General features: G+C 54.1%; 21 protein-coding genes. 16 read left to right on the forward strand and 5 right to left on the reverse strand.

Features of this window, described 5'->3' with window-relative positions; genetic code table 11:
* Positions 1–72: 72 nt before the first annotated feature.
* The 3 genes from B9K09_RS13615 (at position 73) to ampC (ending at position 2,394) form a co-directional block, all read left to right on the forward strand.
* Positions 73–285, forward strand: a complete 213-nt coding sequence (locus B9K09_RS13615; protein ID WP_087517329.1) for a ParD-like family protein — start codon at positions 73–75, stop codon at positions 283–285.
* A complete protein-coding gene (gene map / locus B9K09_RS13620; RefSeq protein WP_087517330.1) occupies positions 282–1,055 on the forward strand; it encodes a type I methionyl aminopeptidase in 774 nt (257 codons plus the stop codon). Before B9K09_RS13615 ends, map begins: the two co-directional genes overlap by 4 nt.
* Before the next feature lie 166 nt (positions 1,056–1,221).
* Complete coding sequence (gene ampC / locus B9K09_RS13625) at positions 1,222–2,394, forward strand: class C beta-lactamase (RefSeq protein WP_087517331.1); 1,173 nt, start codon at positions 1,222–1,224, stop codon at positions 2,392–2,394.
* Between the two features lie 141 nt (positions 2,395–2,535).
* Here the strand turns inward: ampC and B9K09_RS13630 are convergent, their stop codons facing one another.
* Positions 2,536–2,964: a ParB N-terminal domain-containing protein gene (locus B9K09_RS13630; RefSeq protein ID WP_256574022.1), complete on the reverse strand. Its 429-nt coding sequence runs from the start codon at positions 2,962–2,964 to the stop codon at positions 2,536–2,538.
* A gap of 49 nt (positions 2,965–3,013) precedes the next feature.
* Entirely contained in the window at positions 3,014–3,892 is an 879-nt protein-coding gene (locus B9K09_RS13635) for a CoA ester lyase (protein ID WP_218191966.1), read from the reverse strand.
* 426 nt (positions 3,893–4,318) lie between these two features.
* Between B9K09_RS13635 and B9K09_RS13640 the strand changes: the two genes are divergently transcribed.
* The 13 genes from B9K09_RS13640 to B9K09_RS13700 all read left to right on the forward strand — a co-directional run bounded on the left by B9K09_RS13640 (position 4,319) and on the right by B9K09_RS13700 (position 19,683).
* Positions 4,319–5,710, forward strand: coding sequence for a Y4yA family PLP-dependent enzyme (locus B9K09_RS13640; protein WP_087517333.1), 1,392 nt, complete (start codon positions 4,319–4,321; stop codon positions 5,708–5,710).
* Positions 5,711–5,722: 12 nt separating this feature from the next.
* Complete coding sequence (locus tag B9K09_RS13645) at positions 5,723–6,766, forward strand: PLP-dependent cysteine synthase family protein (RefSeq protein ID WP_087517334.1); 1,044 nt, start codon at positions 5,723–5,725, stop codon at positions 6,764–6,766.
* A 23-nt stretch (positions 6,767–6,789) separates the two neighbouring features.
* Positions 6,790–7,938 carry an NAD/NADP-dependent octopine/nopaline dehydrogenase family protein gene (locus B9K09_RS13650; RefSeq protein ID WP_087517335.1) on the forward strand — a complete coding sequence of 383 codons (1,149 nt, stop codon included), beginning with the start codon at positions 6,790–6,792 and terminating at the stop codon, positions 7,936–7,938.
* Positions 7,939–7,976: 38 nt separating this feature from the next.
* A complete protein-coding gene (locus B9K09_RS13655; protein ID WP_087517336.1) occupies positions 7,977–9,833 on the forward strand; it encodes an IucA/IucC family siderophore biosynthesis protein in 1,857 nt (618 codons plus the stop codon).
* 3 nt (positions 9,834–9,836) lie between these two features.
* Positions 9,837–11,084: an MFS transporter gene (locus B9K09_RS13660; protein WP_087517337.1), complete on the forward strand. Its 1,248-nt coding sequence runs from the start codon at positions 9,837–9,839 to the stop codon at positions 11,082–11,084.
* Positions 11,085–11,113: 29 nt separating this feature from the next.
* Positions 11,114–12,298, forward strand: coding sequence for an aminotransferase class V-fold PLP-dependent enzyme (locus tag B9K09_RS13665; RefSeq protein WP_087517338.1), 1,185 nt, complete (start codon positions 11,114–11,116; stop codon positions 12,296–12,298).
* A gap of 93 nt (positions 12,299–12,391) precedes the next feature.
* On the forward strand, positions 12,392–12,910 hold the full coding sequence (locus B9K09_RS13670) for a sigma-70 family RNA polymerase sigma factor (protein WP_087517339.1): 519 nt from the start codon (positions 12,392–12,394) through the stop codon (positions 12,908–12,910).
* Positions 12,910–13,893 carry a FecR domain-containing protein gene (locus B9K09_RS13675; RefSeq protein WP_087517340.1) on the forward strand — a complete coding sequence of 328 codons (984 nt, stop codon included), beginning with the start codon at positions 12,910–12,912 and terminating at the stop codon, positions 13,891–13,893. The genes B9K09_RS13670 and B9K09_RS13675 overlap by 1 nt, the downstream gene beginning before the upstream one ends.
* A 99-nt stretch (positions 13,894–13,992) precedes the next feature.
* Positions 13,993–16,419 carry a TonB-dependent receptor gene (locus B9K09_RS13680; RefSeq protein WP_087517341.1) on the forward strand — a complete coding sequence of 809 codons (2,427 nt, stop codon included), beginning with the start codon at positions 13,993–13,995 and terminating at the stop codon, positions 16,417–16,419.
* Positions 16,420–16,452: 33 nt separating this feature from the next.
* A complete protein-coding gene (locus B9K09_RS13685) occupies positions 16,453–17,628 on the forward strand; it encodes an ABC transporter substrate-binding protein (RefSeq protein ID WP_087517342.1) in 1,176 nt (391 codons plus the stop codon).
* Positions 17,625–18,686 (forward strand): iron ABC transporter permease, encoded by a 1,062-nt coding sequence (locus tag B9K09_RS13690; protein WP_087517343.1) that lies wholly within the window; start codon positions 17,625–17,627, stop codon positions 18,684–18,686. Before B9K09_RS13685 ends, B9K09_RS13690 begins: the two co-directional genes overlap by 4 nt.
* Positions 18,680–19,444, forward strand: coding sequence for an ABC transporter ATP-binding protein (locus B9K09_RS13695; RefSeq protein WP_087517344.1), 765 nt, complete (start codon positions 18,680–18,682; stop codon positions 19,442–19,444). Before B9K09_RS13690 ends, B9K09_RS13695 begins: the two co-directional genes overlap by 7 nt.
* Before the next feature lie 77 nt (positions 19,445–19,521).
* On the forward strand, positions 19,522–19,683 hold the full coding sequence (locus B9K09_RS13700; protein ID WP_087517345.1) for a DUF2986 domain-containing protein: 162 nt from the start codon (positions 19,522–19,524) through the stop codon (positions 19,681–19,683).
* A 697-nt stretch (positions 19,684–20,380) separates the two neighbouring features.
* Here the strand turns inward: B9K09_RS13700 and B9K09_RS13710 are convergent.
* The 3 genes from B9K09_RS13710 to B9K09_RS13720 all read right to left on the reverse strand — a co-directional run bounded on the left by B9K09_RS13710 (position 20,381) and on the right by B9K09_RS13720 (position 23,099).
* Positions 20,381–21,082, reverse strand: a complete 702-nt coding sequence (locus B9K09_RS13710) for a GntR family transcriptional regulator (RefSeq protein ID WP_087517347.1) — start codon at positions 21,080–21,082, stop codon at positions 20,381–20,383.
* A gap of 226 nt (positions 21,083–21,308) precedes the next feature.
* On the reverse strand, positions 21,309–22,016 hold the full coding sequence (locus B9K09_RS13715; protein WP_177408666.1) for a GntR family transcriptional regulator: 708 nt from the start codon (positions 22,014–22,016) through the stop codon (positions 21,309–21,311).
* A 54-nt stretch (positions 22,017–22,070) separates the two neighbouring features.
* On the reverse strand, positions 22,071–23,099 hold the full coding sequence (locus B9K09_RS13720; protein ID WP_087517348.1) for a proline racemase family protein: 1,029 nt from the start codon (positions 23,097–23,099) through the stop codon (positions 22,071–22,073).
* Positions 23,100–23,106 lie beyond the last annotated feature (7 nt).

Genomic DNA, 23,106 nt, shown 5'->3' on the forward strand with positions numbered 1-23,106 from the left:
CGGGCTTTTCTGCTTGGCATAAAACACATAACATACATACGATTCGTATATCAAACATATAAGGAATTACTGATGGGCATTGTCAATATAGAAGATGATTTACACGATCAAGTGCGCAAGGCAGTCAAGGTTTCATATCGCTCAATCAACGCACAAGCGGCCTACTGGATCCGGGTCGGCATGTTAAGTGAGATGAACCCAACGCTCAGCTTCAATCAAATCATGGCGCGCGAGCTCGAGACTGCCGGTATTGCCAGCCCAGCACTGATGGTGAGTGAAGTATGATCAAGCAGCCTCAAGAGCTGGCATTGTTAGCCGAGTCTGGGCGGCTGCTCGCGTTGGTGTTCGAAATGCTCGATCAAACGCCACTCACCGGCATGTCAACGCTTGAAATCGATGCACGGGTCGAGAGATTCATCGTCGATGAGCTTCAGGCCCGCCCTGCCAGCAAGGGTCAATATGGCTACGGGTTCGTGTTGAATTGCTCGGTGAATGATGTGGTCTGCCACGGCGTGCCATCGCCATCAAAAGTGCTTCAGGATGGCGACATTATTAACCTCGACATCACCCTCGAAAAAAACGGCTATATCGCAGACTCCAGCAAAACCTATCTGATTGGCGAGGTCAGCCCAGCCGCCAAAAAGCTGGTTGAGGTCACCTACGAAGCTATGTGGAAAGGTATTCGAGCGGTTCGCCCAGGAGCGCGGCTTGGGGATATCGGCTCAGAAATCGAGAGCCACGCCAAGCGCAACGGCTATTCTGTGGTACGTGAATACTGTGGCCATGGCATCGGCCGAGAGATGCATGAAGCGCCACAGGTGCTGCACTTCGGCACACCGGGGACTGGCCTTGTGTTGCAGGAAGGCATGGTTTTTACGATCGAGCCAATGCTCAATCAAGGCAAACGAGCGGTCAGGACTAAAGCCGACGGTTGGACTGTTGTGACCAAAGACGGCGCACTTTCCGCGCAGTTCGAGCACACCGTTGCGGTCACGGCTGACGGTGTATCAGTGCTGACCCTACGCCCGGATGAGCTCGACATGGTTAGCCGCTGAAAGTTGTCATCCGGGTGATAACAACTGGACGATGCCGTCATTGGCAATCGGCAGTTTTATCCTCAAGCAGGCGTTTAGAATAGGCAAGATAAAGGCGTTCGCTGTAAGTTACATCGATCAACCGTTATGCAGTCTGTAGCCACGAAATAAGGAAACTTGCGAGAACATGCTCAGTAAAAACCGCTTTGGAGTTGTGCTGTTAACCAGCACCTTATGGACGTTTGGTAGCGGTTATTGCCTCGCGTCGAACCCGTCGTCGAGCGCATTGAAAACGTCTGTGGACGCAATCATTCAGCCGCTCATGCAAAGCCAGGATGTTCCCGGTATGGCCGTGGCGGTGCTCGTCGATGGCAAGGCTCATTACTTTAGCTACGGCGTTGCATCCAAAGCCGATAAGCAGCCTGTGACGCCAAACACACTCTTCGAAATCGGCTCGGTCAGCAAAACGTTCACCGCAACACTCGCCGGCTACGCTGTCGCACAAGATGCATTGTCGTTGTCGAATAACGCCAACCATTACGTGCCGCAATTACACGGCAGTGCTTTTGACAATATCAGCGTGCTTAACCTGGGGACCTATACCGCAGGCGGGCTGCCATTGCAGTTTCCGAATGAAGCGGACGCCGCAGACAAGATGATGGGCTACTACCAACAGTGGCAACCAAGGTTTGCGCCCGCTGAGCAACGGCTGTATTCGAACCCAAGCCTGGGCCTGTTTGGTTACGCGGCGGCCAAGAGCCTTGGCCAGCCGTTTGACGACTTGATGGAAAAAACGTTGTTTCCCAAATTGGGGCTGAAGAGCAGCTACATTGAGGTTCCACAGGATCAAATGAGCCGCTACGCCCAAGGCTATACAAAGGATAATAACCTTGCCAGAGTCGGCCCGGGCGCAATGGCATCGCAAGCCTATGGCGTGAAAACTACCGCCGAGGACTTGCTGCATTTTGTCCGTTTGAACCTGCAACCGCAGGCGCTCGAGCCTGCACTGAAAAAGGCAATCGACCTAACGCAAACCAGCTATTACCAAGCCGGGCAGCTTACCCAAGGCCTCGGCTGGGAGCTATACACCTACCCAGTTGCGCTAAACACCTTGCTATCGGGGAACTCATCGCAGATGGCGCTTGAGCCACATAAGGCCAACTGGTTTGAAACGCCACGCCCGCCACAGGCGAATTCGTTGATTAACAAAACCGGCTCGACCAATGGCTTCGGTGCTTACGTCGTCTATATCCCGGCAAAACAAATTGGCATTGTTCTGCTGGCGAACAAGAATTACCCGATCCCAAGCAGAGTCAAAGCTGCTTATGAGCTGCTCAGCGTATTGGACACAGACAGGTAGCGGCGAGCCTCGCTTCGCCACCACTACTTCGACAGTTAGTGATGCATGGCGTAAGCGAGGCGGCCACGTAAAGGCTAATGCAGAAAGGTAGGGGGCTTACCTTCTCGGTATTGGCCCATGCGCAGCGTTTCAGCAATCGGCTTACGTTGATACGGGGGCCAAGTGCCCCAAATGAACCGATGTTTTAGGCAGTACCGGGCTGAAGGTATGACGAGTGGTTTTGTAGGGAAAAATCTCTCCGCGATTGAGCGTGTCGAAAATTTTCCGCACATCAAAACAAGCACCGGTGCGCCAGTCATGCACACAAACACGTGGGTCATCATAATCGAGCTCGATACACGGGATTGTTTCGAAACCCAGCACTTTAGCCACAGTGAACCGATGGTTTCCGTCCATCACAATACCGCTCGCGCGTTCCACAACAATGGGCTCTAACCAGCGCCCCTCTCGAACGATTGAACGAGCCAGTCGCTGGACACACTGAAGGTCTACCCGCTCGGACTGCCGAACATCGACCAAGGGCCTCAAAACGACATCATAGAACTCGCGGCTGCATGTTTTTGCCGCCAAAATACATTTCCTATGCATGCTTATTCCCCTGAAAATATTGAATAAGGCGCTATTGGCGGCGACGGTCGTGGGCCTGTGAGAAGGCTTTAATACGCTCGGCATGTTCGATCAGCGGCAGGTCGACCATCTTTCCGTCGATCTTAATCGCATGATTCTCGCAGGCAGCTGCTTGCAGAACCTTATCCGCCCAGTTGAGTTGACTGGCATCAGGAAGCAGGCAGGCATGCACGGTATTCAATTGCTGAGGATGAATACATAGCTTGGCCGCAAACCCGAGGCTTCTTGCGTATCTCGTGTCTTCCATCAACACCTGATCGTCGTGAATCTCTGGGGTCACGCCATCAATGGGCGCTGGCAATCCAGCATTGCGTGAAGCCAGAACAATCTGACTGCGCGCCAGCAGAAATGCTTGCGGAGATTGTGCGCAGTTAACGTCCAGCGAGTAATCGAGTGAGCCAAATGCCAGGCGGCTCACACCTGCAAGCAGCGCAATAGCCTGAACGTTCTGCACCCCTCTTGCCGTCTCGATGATCGCGACAATACGCAGGTTCGGGTTCCACTCCAGCAGGCGTTCAATGACCGGACGAAGCAATGTTGGGTCTTCGGCTTTGGGCAAAAAAATCCCTGTACAGCGGTCCGCATGGCGCATGTCACGCAACCACGCCATATCTTCGCGCAAATAAGGGCTGAGCATCCCGTTGATACGAATGTAACGCTCGCTGAAAGTCGACGGTGTACTTTCGTGCCAAGCCAGTACAGCGGTTCTCGCTGCGGCTTTACTCTGCGGATGCACCGCATCCTCAAGATCAAGAATGATTGCATCAGGTTTTGCTTCTACACCCTTGGCAAACCGTTCCGCCCTATTCCCAGGAATGAACAAATAAGTAAGTGGTTGCTCCATTTGAGCTAAGCATGCGTCGTTTTTCATGATTCTGATCCTTGGCGAGCTTCGATAATGGATAACTGATCAAACCCTTCTCGACCGGCATATGGCTGGTAACTGCAGCCAATCCTTGGAGCACTTCGTTTCTACCTCCCCCGGGGAAAAGCACAGGAATTGAAATACTCGAAAACTATAGTTGATTATCATTCGCATTATCAATACGATTCTCATCTAGCAAATTGGCAACTTCTAGCTCATGGCTGTTTAGCCCGGCTTTCTTAACAACAGTGATGTTGGCCAGAAATGGCGTCGCCCTATCACCTCAGTACCAACAGGATGACTGGTATGCACTTGTTCAAAATTGGTAATTCGCGTGATCGTGTTCGCCACCCCGAGGTACGCCCCAGCAGCTCCGATCTGCTAGCAAGTCAGTGGCTACTTAACGTTTCTTGCACGCTGGGGAGCTAGGAGATGCCGAGAACTCCTGAACTCTCTTCGCGAGTTGTTAATGCACATTCGCCGACGCAACTTGAGCCTTTGATAGACCCGATTATTGAGCAGTTTATTTATGAAACCCCTGACAGGCTTTTACGTCTGGTCGAAGAGCATGGCTCGCCACTTAATATCGTCTGGCCCCACGCTATGCGGGAAAATGTGGAGCACATGTGCTCAGTTCTGCGGGCTCACAATCTAGGTTTTGAAATTTTTTATGGGGCCAAGGCAAATAAATCACATGCACTGATTCGTACCGCCATCGAGGCCAAGATCGGCGTAGACGTTTCAAGCCTTTATGAATTCCAAGACGCTCTGGCGGCGGGAGGTTGCGCCACGCGGCTGTGTGCAACCGGACCGGCAAAGACCGAGGCGTTTCATCAAGCGCTTATCTTGAGAGGCGCATTGATCAGCGTCGACTCGCTGGAAGAGTTCGAGCATCTGCATGCAACCGCACTGAATCTAACCAGCGGCTTACGCGCTAAAGTTTTACTGCGCTATCGACCTCAAGACGCTCTAACAAGTCGTTTCGGCATGGGCAAAAAGGAGTTATCGGAGTGCCTGCGTCGCATCACGCAATCGCCCGTGATCGAGTTTGATGGTTTTCACTTCCATCTCAGTGGTTATCGCTGTGAAGACCGTGCTCAGGCATTCAGGGAAATCGTGCCCTTTATCGATGAGGCCCGAGTCTTAGGCCTGTCACCTCGCATGATTGATATCGGTGGGGGCCTGCCGATGCAATATGTAGATAAAGATATCTTTGAGTCATTCTTAAAAAACCAGCATCTGCCCCGCCACTACCACGGCAATCAAATACCCAACTCTTTCTATCCCTACGGTACGCAGATAAACCCCAGCCTGTGGCTGCAACAGTTACTAAACACCTGTGTTGCGCCTGAGCAATCTGTCGCCCAGTACCTTCAAGCGCAGGACATTATTCTGGCGCTAGAACCGGGTCGGAGCCTGGTCGATCAAGCCGCAATTTCGCTGTTCAGGATTACCCGAGTTAAGCACCTTGAGGACGCGAAATATGTGCTGTTTGTCGAGGGCAGTAGCTTCAGCGCGTGTGAGACCTGGTTCAACTCTGAATTCATGCTCGACCCCATTCTGATCAGCACCCAATCAGCGTCGTCTGCAAGCCCCACGCAGGCATATATCGCCGGCCATAGCTGCCTGGACGATGACGTTCTTAGCCGACGCTTCATTCCATTTCATGTCACCCCACAAACCGGCGACCTGTTGGTTTATGTCAACACCGCTGGGTATCAAATGGACTTACTGGAAAACCAATTTCATCGCCACCCGCATCCCACGCGGATAACCGCAACTTGCAATGCAGACAACCACCTTACGTTTTCACCTGACTACTAAAGGGAGCGCTTCATGATACTTAATAAAGTTTCAGGTCTGATCGGCAATACCCCAATGCTCGCCCTATCCATCCCGGACACCGCTTCCAGGTTGTTATTGAAAATAGAAAAAAATAATCCGGGTGGCAGCATGAAGGACCGGATGGCCCGAAATATGGTGCTGGCCGCTTTAAAGTCAGGTCGCCTGAAGCGTGGCGGCGTCATTATCGAATCCTCATCTGGAAATACCGGCATCGGTCTGGCCATGACGGCCGTGGAGTTCGGCTTACAGTTCATCGCCGTGGTCGACCATCACGCAGCCCAAGACAAGATTGCAGTGATGAAAGCCTTAGGCGCTGATGTGCGCTTTGTGTCCGGCACCTATCAAGAAGACGAAGTCGCCGTTGTCGAGCGGCAACGGCTGGCTGCGGAACTGGCGATGGAGATACCCGGAGCGGTGTTTATGAATCAATCCGATAACGCTGCTAATGCCGGTGGTTATTCGGATTTCGTCCGCGAAATCGTTGCACAGGTTGATGGGAAAATTGATGCCTATGTCGGCTGCGTTGGCACGGGTGGTTCAATGACAGGCATTGCTCGCGGCCTGAAGCTACACAACTCGGATGCGGTCATGGTCGCCGTCGAACCCGCAGGCTCGATTGTCTTCGGCCAGCCCGGTTACCCCTATTACCAATCCGGGACTGGCACACCAGCAGGCGACACTGTAGGCCTGGTGCTGGACTACAGCTGCATTGACTTAGGCATGCAAGTCACAGACTCCCAGGCATTCGAAACCGCACGCTACATCGCCCGTAATACAGCGCTATTGGTCGGAGGTTCAACGGGAGGCGTCATCTACAAGGCACTGGAGCTTGTGCACAAAGGCGTGATCGGCGGCAACGTCGTTGTTCCGGTAGCCGACGGTGGTGAGAAATACCTGCATACGGTGTTCAACGATAGCTGGCTTGAAGCAAGAGGTTTAACCGACCAGCACGTCTGGAGCCAGTTGGATGACTGGCTGGGCACTGCACATTTGCTCGAATACGCCTCCCCTACTCTTCAGTTGAATGTCGCGTGAGCCCTGCACAGGAGTACACCCCATTGGCTAAATTAAACGTCGTTATATGTGGCGCAGGCAGAACCGGACACCTCAACGCGATTCTGTTCAAGCAACATCAAAACATTCATGTCTCGTTGCTGACCAACAACCTTGAAGTTGTCGACAAGCACACACGTAAAATCAAGATGAATGCGATCTTGCCTGATGCAAGCAGGCTTATCGGCCAGCCGGATATCGTCACCAATGATGCACGACTCGCAGTGCAGGACGCCGACATTGTTGTCATCACCGTACCCGCCAATGCGCGCACTGAAATACTCAGAGCCATTGAGCCTCATCTGCCCTCACACAAACCCGTTTACGTCGGAGCGATACCAGGGTTCTGCGGATTTGACTGGCTGGCCCAGGCAACATTCATAAACCGACCCAATGTGGTCATCTGGGGAATGAAGGATGTGCCTCACACCGCCTTCGACCTCGTGCCCGGTGAGTCGGTGAAGATGGGTGGCGGTAAGAGCCAACTCTATATAGCCACTCATGCGCGTGAAACCGCCCACTCACGAAGCGCGCTGCTGGGTTATCTCACAACCTTATACGGGCCGTGTGTGATCTTGCTGGACAACTATCTCGAAATAACCCTGACGCCTGGAAATCCGATTATGCACAGCTCGGTTATCTACGGTTTGATCGGTCCTTACGGCCAATGGCACCAGCGAATTTTCCCCGAGCGCATGTGTTGGTGGAATGAATGTCCGGAATTAGGCGCTTACTTTCTCGAGCGCATGGATGAGGAAAGTCAGCATCTATGTAAGGCGGTAAGCGAACACTTGGGGCTCGACCTTTCTTCGGTAAAACCCCTCAAGCAGGAAATCGTCGAAGCCTACGGATCGCAGATTTTCGACTCGGGCACCATGCTCTCAATTTTACGCACCAACCAGGCCTACAACTCAATATTGGCGCCTATGGTTCCGGCAGGCGACAACCGACCTGGCTATGTGATTGAGCGTGAAAGCCGAGCATTCAACGAGGACGTGGCCTACGGCCTGGTATTACTGGTTGAAATGGCCAGACGTCTAGAGCTGAAAGTACCGCACATCGAAGAGGTACTGAACTGGAGTGTTTCGTACATGCAGGGCCTACGCGACTCGGCGCTGGATTATTTCCCGAGCACATGGCCACACAGCGCCTGACACCACTTTTTCTGCCATTACGAGAGCGGACCTAAACTATGCAAGCCTTGAACGATACGATGGAATTCTCACGCCACAATGCCCTGCGCCGACTGATCCGCTGCCTATTTGCCGAAGGTATTCTCGATCGATCCCAGCTGATCGTCAGCGAGGATGGACACTCGGCAACCTTCCCTTTGCCAGACGCGACTCTGCTTTTTGAACGCATCCAAATGGCCCCGGCGAATACCGTTTGCAACGACGGCGAAGTTGTCTTGATCGACGCGAAACACGCTACACGCGTGCCTATCCGAACCCATCAACAATTGATTGATGCTCTGCGCTCAAGCTTCGACTTTTCGCCCACAGATGAAGGCGTGGAAGGCCTAAAAGCCGACGTCGAAAACAGTGTCCAAAACGACATTCAGGCCAGACAGTATCGGCACGGTTGGAACCAACAATTGGCCGCAGCGGCACGCACCACTGGACTTGGCTTCAGCGACTATCTGCGACAACATTGCAGCACCCAAGATGCCGCGATCTTGCTGGACCAATGGGGCTCTCTTGAAGGACATCCCTACTACCCGACATGGAAGGCCCGTCCCGGCATGACGCCTGAAGAGGTCGAACAGTTTTCACCAGAGTTCAATGCCAAGGTAACCTTGCGTATTGCCGCCTTGCGCGCAGATATGCTGGCATCTGAGTCGATGCCTCACGTACGCGACTATCACAGCTGGTTCGCCAGTCAGTACCCCGCCCACTGGCAACGCTGGAAGGCCGCACTCAACGCCCGAGATCTGAACGAAAATGAGTGGTGGCCGTTGCCGATCCACTCCTGGCATTTAAACAACTATGTGCTCAGTACCTATGCAGCAGAAATCGAAGAAGGCATCTTAATAACAGAAGGCCCGGATATCGAAACGCTTCCAACCATGTCGTACCGCACCATGATGCCTGCCCAGGCGGGTGGCGCGCCGTTGATCAAGCTGCCGATAGCCGTATGGATGACCAGTGAGCAACGCAGCTTGCAGGCCAAATCAATCCACATGGGCCCCAGAATCAGTAAAGTGATCACACAAATTCTCGAAGCCGAAAACAGCTTTGATCAATCCTTGGAAATTTTCCCAGAGGAAATTGGCCTGCGCTTCAAACATGCCGTGACTCAGGACGACAACCCAGGCAAGCATCTGTCTGTGGTCTTTCGCCGCAGCCGCGAAGCGTTTGAGCGCACCGACCAAGGTCTACCGATCACGGTAGCCAGTCTGTTCACGCGCTTACCGCAGACTGAGCGACCACTGTTTACCGACCTGATCGAACGTGACGGAACACTGGCGACCCATGAGCAGGTCACAACCTGGTTCGCCCAGTACTGCAAAGTAGTGACCCACCCGGTTATCGCAATTTATATGCTGTACGGTATCGGACTCGAAGCTCACCAACAGAACACCATGATTGTGTTCTCGCCAGACGGCATCGCCCGCAGCGTGTTGATCCGCGACTTCGGCGATGGACGCACCTATGCACCGTTGCTGGAAGCACGCGGACATCGCCTGGCCCCTCATATCCAGCCGGGCATACTGCCCACTGTGTTCAGCGATGATATCGAACCGGTTCGCATGTTCGTTATCGACGCCTGCTTCCTGAGCCATCTACATGAAATGGCGTTGGCCTTGAGCCGTGAATATGCGATAGAAGACACTCGTCTATGGGACATTCTGAGCGAACAGACACAACACGCATTCGCTGCCATCAAGGACCGTGTTGACCCAAGCTTCTGGGATACCGAGCATAGAGCGTTTCTGCTCGAACCCTGGCCAACACGCTCACTGTTGAGAATGCACCTGCTCAAGTACTCTGATTACAGGCTGCAACACACCCTGACCAACCCACTCAGCACATCCGCTTTGCGAGGCTAATTCATGTTCCGTGCAGGTGCCTCTCAAGGTTCTCGTATCACTATCCTGATCTATTTGCTGTTCGTGATTCAGCTGGTGTCCATGGGAGCCATGGAAATGAGTGGGCCATTCTGGCCAGTGTACCTGCGGGGACTGACAACCTCAGATTCGCTGTTCAGTTTCGCCAGCATCGCAGTCTATGTCGGCCCAATGCTCGGCATCATGCTCACCAGCACCTTGTGGGGCCGGATTGGGGATCGTTACGGCCACAAGCTGATGATGATTCGGGCATTGGCTGGGCTTTCCCTGACGCAGCTGGGTCTCGCGTTGTCGAATGATATCGCCGTGATTTTGCTGCTGCGTTTCATCCAGGGAGCCTGTGCTGGCTACATTGCGCCAGCACAGGCCTATGGCGTGAGTATCGAAACTCCGGCACGTCGGGCTCGCCTGTTTGCAATCCTGCAAATATCAACCAATGTCGGCTCCTTACTCGGTGCAGTGGTGGGTGGTCTGATCCTCGATTACACCAACTTTTTCTGGATCAATATCAGCGCAGCAGTGATATGCGCGATCTGCACAGTGGTAGCTGCACTGACATTGCCGGATGTTGCTCCCGTGAAAAAAACGCTGCCTGCAACCGAGCAAGCTGTTGCCCCCCAAAACCTGTGGCGGAACAAGCACATGTTGTCGCTGCTCGGCGTCATGGGCATTCTTTTGCTGGCCCGCATGCTCCCGCAAACCTCTTTCTCGTTGTATGTCAGCTCTATCTTTGAGGTGAATAATTCGATTGTTGGGCTTTGCTACGGATTGCTGGCCATGGGCTTCATTTTGTCAGCAACCGCATGGTCCAGGCACTTCGAACACCTATCCAAAGCCGACACATTGAAGCGCATCAGCTATGTGGTCATCGCCTGTGCCGTGCTTACCGCTCTGGCGGGCATGACGCGTCAGCCGCTGCTGTTCATTGCCGCCTATTTTGTCTGGGGTGTTTTGTTAGGAGCAACCACTCCAGTGCTGATGGCCTTGATATCGAAAACCGCGGATAACACCCAGCAAGGTCACGTGCTGGGCATCGCCCAAAGCATTTCGCAGTTCGCCTCCATTGCCGGGATTTGCGTAGGAGGATTGCTGAGCCAGATCTATGGCCTGCAATACATCTATTACTTTGTCGCCATTGCCTATTGCATTGCGATGCTACCGATTCTCGCACTTCGGTACTGGCCCACTATGACCGCTCCAGAACAAGTATCACCGAGCAAACAGGCCCCCTAAACCTGCAATCTACCCGCACGAGGATCGCCATGCTCGACCTATTGAAGTTACGCACAGACACGCCCGGCACTCTGCAGGTCATTCACCTCAACAGTGCTGGAGCCTCGCTAACTGCCACCCCGATACTTGATGTCGTCACCCGACATTTGCACAACGAGGCTTATTTGGGCGGCTATGAAGCAGCAGCAGCTGCAGCTCCAGAACTCGAAGCTGTGTATGTTTCGATTGCCCGACTGATCAACGCCGAGACCCGTGAGATTGCCGTTATCGAGAACGCCACTCGGGCCTGGGATATGGTGTTCTATGCGATCCCCTTCAAGCCCGGTGACGTCATCCTGACTTCGACCACCGAGTATGCCGGTAACTACATTCCCTACCTGCAACTCAAGCAGCGCTACGGCATAGAGATCGAAGTGATCCCTAACGACGAAACCGGCCAGGTCTCGTTATCAGCGCTGCAAACAAGGCTGAACCGGCCCGGCGTGGTGCTGGTGTCTCTGCCTATCATCGCTACAAACGGAGGCCCGATTCAGCCGGTGGTACAGATCGGAAAACTGTGTCGCGAAGCCGATGTGTTGTTTCTGCTCGACGCCTGCCAAGGTGCCGGCCAACTGCCACTCGATGTAAAAGAGATCGGCTGTCACATGCTCACCGCAACGAGTCGTAAATACTTGCGGGGGCCGCGGGGCATGGGATTTTTATACGTTGAAAAAGATCTCTGTGAGCGTCTGGAACCGCCTTTTCTCGACCTGCACTCGGCTTCGCTGCTGACTGCCAGCAGCTTTAAAATCCGCGAGGGCGCCCGCCGTTTTGAAAACTGGGAATGCAATATCGCCGCGAAACTCGGCTTAGGAGCGGCGACTGACTATGCGCTTGATGTAGGCCTAGACCAGATATGGCAACGTATTCAGTCGCTGGCGACGTACCTGCGCCAATCCATATCGCAAACCCAAGGCTACAGCCTCCAGGATATGCCCGCGGCCTGTTCAGGCATCGTTACATTTACCTCGCAACAACATGGTTCTGCGCAATTGCAGAAGCGCCTGAGCACCGAGCCAAAACCGATCAACGTGTCGACCTCCGGCATGTACTCAACGCTGATCGACATGCAGCAACGCGGTTTACATGAAGTGACCCGCGCATCTGTTCATGCCTACAACACCGAAGAAGAAATCGATAAGTTCATCGACGCCTTGAAACGCTTGGCGCAGTAACAATTGCAGGCAACGCGATAAGCCTGCAGCGCTTGCAGACTAGGTGGCAGACAAACTACAATCGAGAATGATTATCACTAATAAAATAATCCAATGACTGATTCTTTCCCATCCACCTATGAGCATCACCTGCGCAACGTCGAGGTTCTCTACAGCGAGCATCAGGGCTGGCTGTATGCGTTTTTGCAAAAAAAAATAGGTAACACGATGGATGCGGCGGACCTGATGCAGGACACGTTCATCCGAATCCTGGCCGCCAAGTCACTGCCGATTATTGAAGAGCCGCGGGCTTATTTGAGCTGTATCGCAAAAGGTATCCTCGTCAATTGGTACCAACGCAAGGCCCTCGAACGAGCCTACCTCGCCGCCTTGGCAGAGCTTCCCGAAGAACATGTGCCTTGTGCAGAAAGCAGCTTGATCATTCTGGAAACACTCCATGAAATTGACGCCATGCTTAACGCCTTGCCGCCGCTGGTGAAGCGCACTTTTCTACTGTCACAGATTGCCGGCATGAAGTATGCGGACATAGCCCAAGAGATCGGGGTGTCGCTGATCACGGTCAAACGCTATATGAAGCAAGCATTCATTCAGTGCCTGGCGGTCATGGAATAATGTCGTCTTCTTATCTTAAAGATAACGCGCCCATTGACCCTGTGATTCTGGAGGAAGCAGCGGAATGGCTGATGCGCTTGAGTGCTGGATCCATCACCGATCAAGACCATATTCAATGGCAACATTGGCGCGCTAAAAGCACAGAACATGAGCGGGCCTGGAACCGTGCAGAGCGGCTGCTGGGTAAGCTAGGCAACATTCCGCATTCACTGGCGATGCCTGCATTGGACCGCCCTGCCAACCCTCAACGCCGTGCGGCTTTGGGCCGTCTCGCGACAATACTGACGGTCGCACCCGTGGCGTGGCTTGTTTGGCAGTTAAACGAAACTCAAGGCTGGACCGCTGATTATCGCTCCTCCATCGGTGAACGTCGCAGCCTCGCGATGGAAGATGGCACCCAACTGACACTTAATAGCGATACCGCTATTGATGTTCAATTTGACGACTTCGAGCGTCTAATTGTCTTGCGTCATGGTGAGATTCTCACCCAAACCGCACCGGATACCCACTCCCCTACACGCCCCTTCCGGATCAATACCGCGCAAGGGCAAATGGAGGCACTGGGCACCCGTTTCAACGTACGCGGAGAATCCAGTCAAACACGTTTGGCCGTGTTGGAGGGAGCCGTCAAAGTGACGACGGCCGCTAGCAACGGCGATGACAGCATCATTGTTAATGCCGGACAAAGTTTGGACTTCAGCGCTCACACCGTCGGTAAACTCAAGGTGGCCGACAGCACTCTGACCACCTGGACACAAGGCATGCTGGTGGCCGACGCAATGCGTCTGGATGCCTTCATCGATGAGCTTTCCCGCTATCACCGAGGCTTCATACGCATAGAGCCCGCGCTTGCCGGGTTGCGCATATCTGGAGCCTTCCCCGTAGACGACACCCCGCGCGTCTTGAGCATGCTGGCGTCAACCTACTCACTCAAAGTGACTACACACATGAATGGTTATTGGGTGTTGCTGGCGGCTGCTTGATAGGCAATCAGAAAAAAGTTTTTTGTAAGTGATACTTTTTCTCATCTGAGCTGGCAATAAGGACAATAAACCTCATCTTGCAGAAAGGATTGTCCCGCCATGACAGCTTTACGCAGCTTGCCCAAGCGCCACCCAGTAACCCTTGCCGTACGCAGCGCAATCATCAGCCTGGCTCTTGTCGGCAGTTGTGCAAACACTTGGGCTGCACCTATGCAATCGCTGGCCACATCCCCTGCAAAAGTGTTCAACATTCCGGCGGGCCCACTGGGGCATACGCTGTCGCGTTTTGCTGCTGAGACCGGAATTTCTCTGTCATTCGAGCCCGCGCTCACCGAAGGCCTGATGAGCCCCGGCGTATCAGGCAACTACTCGGCCGCCGATGCAGCTGCCAGGTTACTGAGTGGCAGCGGCCTGGCAATGTCTCTGCGCCCAGATGGCAGTTACACCTTGGTCAAGCAACCTGCCTCCGGGGCTGATGTTGTAACACTGGCAGCCACCACCGTGATTGCCAGCCCTGAATCCAACTCCCTGCCGACCGCCTATCCTGGCGGGCAAGTCGCCAGAGGTGGACGCGTGGGTATTCTGGGCAATAAAGACATCATGGACGTGCCTTTCAGCGTCACCAATTACACCTCCGAGCTCATACGCGACCAGCAAGCTACCACCGTAGCCGATGTACTGGAGCGCGACTCTTCAGTGCGTTCTACCGGCCAAGTCGGTGGCGTGGTCGACTCGTTTTATATACGGGGCTTTCCGATCGGCGAAGGCAATTTGGGTGAGCTAGCATTCGATGGTGTTTACGGTGTTACGCCGAATTATCGTGTTTTCACGGATTACATCGAACGCATTGAAGTGGTCAAAGGACCCGGAGCGCTGCTGTACGGCATGTCACCTAACAGCGGCGTGGGTGGCGTCATCAACATCGTTCCCAAGCGCTCGCTTGAGCAAGACCTGACCCGTTTCACTGCCACCTACGGTTCAGACACCCAGGCCGGTGGCCACATTGATGTTAGCCGGCGCTTCGGTGAGGAAAACCGTTTCGGTGTACGTATCAACGCCAGCACCCAAGGCGGCGACACCGTGCAGGACAATCAGTCGCGGGATGTCGACATTGGTGCCATTTCCCTTGACTACCGAGGCGACCGTCTACGCGCCACGCTGGATTTGATCGCCCAAGAAGAAAAGCTCGATGCACTCGCTCGCCCTTACCTGATATCAGCAGGCCTGGATGTTCCCTCCGCCCCCAACGGCACTAAAAACACAACTCAGGACTGGAGCTGGGCCAAAACCCGCGACAAGTCGGCCATGCTCGGTACTGAATACGACCTGAACGACAGGGTGACGGTTTTTGCTCACGCGGGCGGCGGCAAATCAGACGTATCACGCCTGTCAGACCAGACCCCGCGAATCCTCAACGATGCTGGCGACACCGTAGTGACTCCGGGTTACTACAAATTCGAAGTTGATCGCTATACCGTCGACGCTGGCGGTCGTGCTTATTTCGAGACCGGGCCTGTTAGCCATACGGCGACACTGCAAGCCACTCGCTACCGCGATAAGTTGTCTCGGGGAATAAACACTGGCACACCGATGACGTCCAACATCTACCACCCGACCGACCAACCCAAGCAACACATTCCGTCTCCTGATGTGATGAAAGTGTCCGAGACCGAATTGTCAGGCGTCGCACTGGCCGACACCATGGCAATCCTGGAAGACCGAGTTCAATTCACCTACGGCCTGCGCCGCCAGAATATTGAATCAACCAACTATTCCGGCGGGTCCGCTGTTGGCCCTTCATACGATGAAAGCGCAACCACACCACTGGCAGCTATTGTGGTCAAACCCTGGGAAAACGTCTCGCTGTACTACAACTACATCGAAGGCCTGACCAAAGGCGATACCGCACCCGCCACCGCATCTAACGCGGGTGAAGTTTTCGCGCCTTACCGTTCACGCCAGAACGAAGTAGGCGTGAAAGTTGACTACGGCACCTTCTCCACCACCTTGAGTGCATTCCAGATCAAGAAGCCCAGCGCCGAACTCAACGGCACCGTTTATTCGGTACAGGGCAAACAACGTAACCGCGGCATAGAGTTCAACACCTTTGGTGAGATCGCCCAAGGCACTCGGATATTGGGCGGTGTGACCTGGATAGACGCAGAACTGACCGATACCTCCACCACTGCCAACCGTGGCAACCGCCCCGTTGGCGTACCCGAAGTGCAAGCCAACCTCTGGCTGGAATGGGATACCCCGTGGGTGCAGGGTGTAACCCTGACTGGCGGCGCTATTTACACCGGCGAGCAGTATGTCGACCAGGCCAATACTCAGGAGCTGGATGCCTGGACGCGCTTTGATGTGGGTGCGCGCTACAGCACCACCATCGCCGATCGAGCGACAACGTTCAGAGCGACAGTGCAGAACGTATTTGATCGCGAATACTGGTCGGGAGTTGCGTCATACAGTGCGTTCTCGCTGGGCGCACCCCGCACTTTGCTGATGTCAGCCTCGGTAGATTTCTGAGTTATGGCGTTCTGCAATCCACGGAGTATATACATGCTATTTCGAGTTAAAGAGCGCCTGGCCGCTCTGATTTTCGCCGGGCTGCTAGTGCTCATCGCATTAGCGCCAAGGCTGGTATCGGCCAATGAGCAGGATGCTCAACGCACGACGGTTACCGACCTGCTCGGCCGTCAGGTGCAGGTCAAGCTTCCGGTACAACGAGTGATCCTCGGCGAAGGCCGTCAGCTGTATCTGGTTGCCGCACTCGACACGCAAAACCCATTGCAACGCATTGTTGGCTGGCGCAAAGACTTGATCCAGTCAGACCCGGACACCTATGCGGCGTATCTGCAGGCATTCCCCGAGATTGCCAATATTCCGACCTTTGGCGGGTTTGAAAGTGGCACGTTCGACATTGAACAAGCCATCTCGCAGAAGCCAGACGTGATCATTCTCAATATCGAAGCTCAGCATGCCACCGAAGATGCCCGCTACATTGAAAAACTCGATGCAGTGGGTATTCCAGTGGTCTATGTGGACTTTCGCAACAACCCCATCGAAAACACTGAACCGACCATGCGCCTGTTTGGCCAACTGTTCGGTAAGCAACAGCGTGCACAAGCCTTCATCGACTTCCGTGCCCAGCAAATCGCTCGCGTCACGGATGTGATCAAAGCCAAACAGCCGGCGCGGCCCAAAGTGTTCATCGAACGTATCGGCGGCTACAGCGAAGATTGCTGCTTAAGTTTCGGTAACGAAAACTTCGGGAAATTCGCAGAAATGGCGGGTGCGGATAACATAGCCAAAGACGTGATCCCGACAACATTCGGCCAGGTGAACCCCGAACAAGTCATCATCGCCAACCCCGACCAAGTGGTGATCACCAGCGCCAATTGGCAAGCCTTCGCACCCAACGGCAAATGGATCGGACTAGGCCCCGGAGCCGACCTGGAGCAGGCCCGCAAAAAACTACAGTGGTACACCCAGCGTCCGGCCTACACCGGCATCAAAGCGCAACAAACTGGCGAGTTCCATGCCATCTGGCACCAGTTTTATAACAGCCCATACCAGTTTGTAGCCATCCAGCAGATGGCCAAATGGTTCCACCCTGAATTGTTTACAGACCTGGACCCAAACGAATCGTTTCGGCAACTGCACGAACAATTTCTGCCTCTGCCTTACCAGCCGGGCTATTTCGTTAGCCTGAAACCTGAGCCGAACACCCCATGAATTCAGTCACCACAGCCGAGGTTTATCAGGCTACGCAGTACCGTCAACACACTCAGCGCAAGCGCTTGATTCTAGGAGCCCTCAGCCTGCTGTTGTTACTCAGCGTAGTTCTCGACCTCGCCTTAGGACCCGCTAACTACAGCCTGAAGGAAGTACTACAAGCGCTGTTCCTCCCCGACAGTGCTCCAACCCAAGTGCGCGTGGTGATGTGGGACATCCGCCTGCCCATCGCGCTCATGGCCGTGGTTGTAGGCGCAGCTCTGTCGCTGGCTGGCGCGCAAATGCAGACCATCCTCAACAACCCGTTGGCCAGCCCTTTCACTTTGGGTATTTCAGCCGCTGCCAGCTTCGGAGCAGCGCTTGGCCTGGCATTTGGGGTCGCCCTGTTTCCAGTGATCGCTCAATATATGGTTCCACTGAACGCATTCATCATGGCGATGCTCTCGGCCTTGTTAATCCATGCACTGAGCCTGCGCCGGGGCGTCAACGCAGAGACCATCGTGTTGCTCGGAATCGGGCTAGTGTTCACGTTCAACGCGCTGTTGGCTTTGGTGCAGTTTTTTGCAACCGAACAAGCGGTTGCCGCCGTCGTGTTCTGGACCATGGGCAGCCTGACCAAAGCCACTTGGACCAAGGTCACCATTATCAGTGTGATCCTGTTGCTGACCTTGCCCGTGTTCGCCAGGCGCGCGTGGGCATTGACCGCCTTGCGCTTGGGTGATGAAAAGGCTGCCAGCTTTGGTATCAACGTCCGCCGCTTGCGTTTCCAGACACTGATCATGGTCAGCCTGCTGGCCTCGTTTCCGGTTGCTTTCGTAGGCACTATCGGCTTCATCGGCCTGGTCGGCCCGCACATCGCGCGCATGCTGATTGGCGAAGACCAACGCTTCTTCATGCCCGCATCACTGTTAACCGGCGCGCTGATTCTGTCGCTGAGTTCGGTAATCAGCAAAACCTTGATCCCCGGTGCCATTTTCCCGATCGGCGTGGTGACATCACTGATTGGTGTGCCGTTTTTCATATCGTTGATTTTGGGTGGAAAAAACAAGTCATGGTGAAGTTAAGGCTGCAAAACCTCGGCGCTCGCTACGGCAAGAATCTAGTGATTTCTGACATCACCACGGAGCAGTTTCACGGTGGCCAGGTGGTCGCAGTGGTGGGACCTAACGCGGCCGGTAAATCCACTTTATTCAAACGCATGACCGGGCTGGTTGATGGCCCTGGCGAAGTGTTGCTTGAAGACAGCCACAAAGGCCAGCAAGGCATTTGCTACATGCCCCAGATCACCACCAGCAGCGCCCGCCTCACCGTGTATGAGTCGGTATTGTTGGCACGTAAACAGATGACACCGGGATGGATTGTCGCAGACGGAGAATTGAGTTTAATCGACGAAATCCTGCAGTCACTGGGCATCACCGACCTCGCATTGCGCAATCTCGGTGCGCTGAGCGGCGGCCAGCAACAACTGGTCTCCATCGCGCAAACGCTAATTCGCGAACCAGAAATCTTGCTGATGGATGAACCCACCAGTGCGTTAGATATGCGGCGTCAGGTCCAGGTATTGAGCCTGATGCGCAACCTCGCCCGTAAACACGGGCTGATCGTGTTCATCGCGCTACACGACCTGAATCAGGCGCTGCGTTTCGCAGATCAAGTTTTGGTAATCGCTGATGGTACAACCCAAGGCAGCGGCCCCTGCGAAGAGATCATTACCCCGCAAATGCTGCGCGATGTGTACCGCATCCAAGCCCGTGTCGAAAAATGCTCCCGAGCTGCGAGCCATGTAATCGTCGACGATATCGTCAACGAATCATAAGGCGCAGCAGCATGCCAACTGATCTGGTTTACTATAAAGCTGTGATCATTCAAAAATTACACGCCAAGTAGAAAACCATGAATCGTCGTAAAAAAATTAAACAGCTACTAGAAGCTCACGCCAAAAAAGCTAACGCTAAAAAGGCACCACGAAAAAAGTCTACCTACGTTAGCAAGGCTGACCGACTGAAACTTGCGGCTGAAGCCACGCAAGAGCCAATCACTCCCACAGAGGGCTGATCTATTCGGCCAGAGCGGCATGAAGTAATAGGGGCAATGAGACAACCGGGGGCATAGACCGCCAGCGCTTATCGGAGTGACGTCTACGATGATGCGGTTGCCCCCTGATATGCCATGGATTCTGGCCGTTGCATCGCCCTCAAGAAAAAGACGTTCCCTGATATTCAGCGCCATGCTTGCCTATATTGGCGATAGATATAGCAGCGGTGCATGACGGTTTTTCTTGAATACCACCGGTCACCCAAAGTGACTTTTCGATGGAACATGGTGCGATTTCGTGCTCTTTTGACTTATTCAAATGATAGCAATATGAGATCACCCAATGAAAAGTCTGGCTATTGGTTTTACCTTGCTGTTTGCTACCAGCTTTTCTGCATTGGCAGTCAGTTCGCCTAGCAGTGGTATGTCACGAAACGGCCCGGAGATTGTTGAGCACGGAGGCGGATGTCGCAAAAGCTCGCCACCGGGGAAGTGTTGTCATATGGATAACAAAGCCGGAAGTGTTCACTGTCATTGACGCTGTAACAATCGGGGACAAGCCACGATTATTATGCTGCTGACCGACAACTTATGGCCGACCACTGCCTGTACCTACCGGTCTGGAAACCAGCGAGTGGTTTGGCAGGGCTGGCTTTCGAGTCGAAATGAAAGCTTTCTATTGACCGGCCGAATATTTCAATCGCTCCTGATACACCACTCAAACGTTCATCTGAGACGTTAGATTTTGCTGCATGAAATCTAGAAAGCGACGCTGGAACAGCATCGTATGCTCATGCGCAGCACTTTCGGCTGCATCCGCATTATGCTCTGCGATTGCCTCAACAATTTCCTCATGATCTCGTCCTAGTCCCGAGGAACTGGCGTTGCTGATTATAAAGTCAAAGTGAAGATGCAGGAGACGCTGGCCTTCGCCCAGTAATTTTTCATAATAGCTGGTGAGATAGGGGTTTTTACCCGCTCGGGCTATCTCCATATGCAGAGCCTTGTTGAGCTCCGTCATCGCTTGAAAATCGCCCTTGGTAATCGAGGCCATATAAGCCTCTTCTGCCGCACGAATTTTGAGCAAATCCTCTTCAGTGCGCTGCAAGGCGGCTAGCCGGGTGACCGCTCGCTGAATGAGGTCCAGGGCGGCTACATAATTAGGGAATTCTTCAATTTCGAAGGGGGTCACCAACACGGTTCTGTTGGGCAGCATGGTGACCAAGCCTTCGGTTAACAGGCGGGCCAGAGCATCACGCACAGGCGAGCGAGACAGACCAAACTGAGCAGCCAGCGAAACCTCATCAAGCGGCTCACCTGGTTTTAGCTTTAGGGTGAGAATTTGCTTGCGCAGCTCTTCATAAATATATCGTCCGCCATGCCTGCGGCTGCCGCCTGAATCTACTGCACCGTTACCCATTTGCTCTTCTCTAATCACTTTGAATGGCCCAAAGGCTAGCGGCCTCAGGGTCTACAGACTAGCGCAACGCGCATTAGAAGTCTCAACCAGAAATCATGCGTCTGTGGCTGGAAATGCCACGACGGAGCAGTTTCTAGTGAACACACACGAGTCGCACGATGCTCAGATTAAGCAGCATGCCGACAACATCTTAAGCCTTGTCAGTGACGCCCCAAATAACAGATCACTAAAGCAGCGAAATCCCCTTCGTCAGGTTTTGCTTCATGAACTCCAGAAAGCGATCACGGAAAAGTATCGTGTGTTGGTGTGAAGCCTCTTCAGCCACATCGGCCAGCCTATTGGCGATAGCTTCGATGATTCGATCGTGGTCTTGATCGGCACGGGTCAGGCTGTGCGAGCTGACGATAAAGTCGAAGTGCAGATGCAACAGGCGCTGGCCCTCCCCCAGCAGCTTCTCGTAGTAACGGGTGAGATAGGGGTTGCGCCCTGCCTTGGCGATTTCCATGTGAAAGGCCTTGTTCGTCTCCGACATTTCCTGAAAATCGCCGTGCTCGATTGCCTCGATATAGCTGGCATTTGCCTGGCGAATACGTTGCAAGTCCAGCTCGGTGCGGTTGAGTGCGGCAAGCCGGGTGACAGCGCGCTGGGTCAGGTCCAATGCAGCAATATACTTGGGAAATTCCTCGATCTCGAACGGGGTCACCAACAAAGTGCGGTTGGGCAGACTGGTCACTAGCCCCTCGCTGACCAACCGGGCAAGAGCATCGCGCACTGGCGAGCGAGACACGTCGAATTGCGCCGCCAGCGACACCTCGTCCAACTGCGCGCCCGGTTTGAGTTTCAGCGTCAGGATCTGTTTGCGTAGCTCTTCGTAGATGTAGCGGCCGCCATGTCGCCGCACATTGCTTTGTGCTTCGGTTGTCACTACGTCCATGGCACGGATCTCGGTAGTTAGGACGGGCCGACTGGCCCGCCCAGGTTTGTCGGCTCACTGAGGAAAAGCAGGCCCCCAGGTGTCACTCAGCATAAAACCCGCCGCCAATGGGTCGTCTGGATCAACGCCCAACTGCTGGATACCGTAGATCCAGGCACGCCCGGTTACCCGCGGCAACACTGCTGGCCGACCCGCAACCTCGGTCCGGCCCAGCAGCTGAACCTGGAACTCGCCATTGATGGTGGAGCGCGAGACCAATTGGTCGCCGACCTCGACCAGGCCACGAGCAGCCAACGTCGCCAAATTTGCCGAACTGCCGGTGCCGCAAGGTGAGCGATCCACCCGTCCGGGCGGAAGGGTCGTGCAGGTCTGATAGGTACGCGCATCAATGCGGTTGCGGAACATCACATAGGCGACGTCGTTCAACGCCTTGAACAGTGGATGCTCAACCTGAACCTGCTGATTGATGATGTCTTTAAGCTTTACCCCGAGGGTTGCCAGCTCGCGAGCATTTTCAGGGGCAATGCTCAGCCCGACCTGGGCAACATCGATCAGGGCGTAGTAAACACCGCCGAAAGCGATATCGGCCTTGATGCTACCGAATTGCGCCGTCTCAATCGGTGCATCCAACTGCTCAACGAAAGAAGGAACCATATCCAGGGAGACACTCAAGCAACGCCCATCCTCGCACTGGGCCTTGGCGGTCACCAATCCCGCAGGCGTATCAAGCACCACCGTGGTCTCCGGCTCTTGCATCGTCAGCATGCCCAGCTCCAATAGAGCGGTTACCACGCAAATGCAGTTGCTGCCCGACATCGGGTGAGCCTTGTCGGCCTGCAGCACAATAAAACCTGCCTGCGCCTCCGGTCGGGTCGGCGGCAACAGCAGGTTCACCGACATCTGCAGGCAGCCTCTGGGTTCGAGAATCACCAAACGACGAAGGCTGTCGTCAACCTCGTTGATGTAGTTCATCTTGTCGAGCATGGTCTTGCCGGGGATATCAACGACGCCCCCGGTGATGACCTTGCCGATCTCACCTTCGCAATGAACATCCACTAATTGCAGGGTTTTCTTCCAACGCATGACGGCC

Source organism: Pseudomonas sp. M30-35 (assembly GCF_002163625.1).
Classification (GTDB): domain Bacteria; phylum Pseudomonadota; class Gammaproteobacteria; order Pseudomonadales; family Pseudomonadaceae; genus Aquipseudomonas.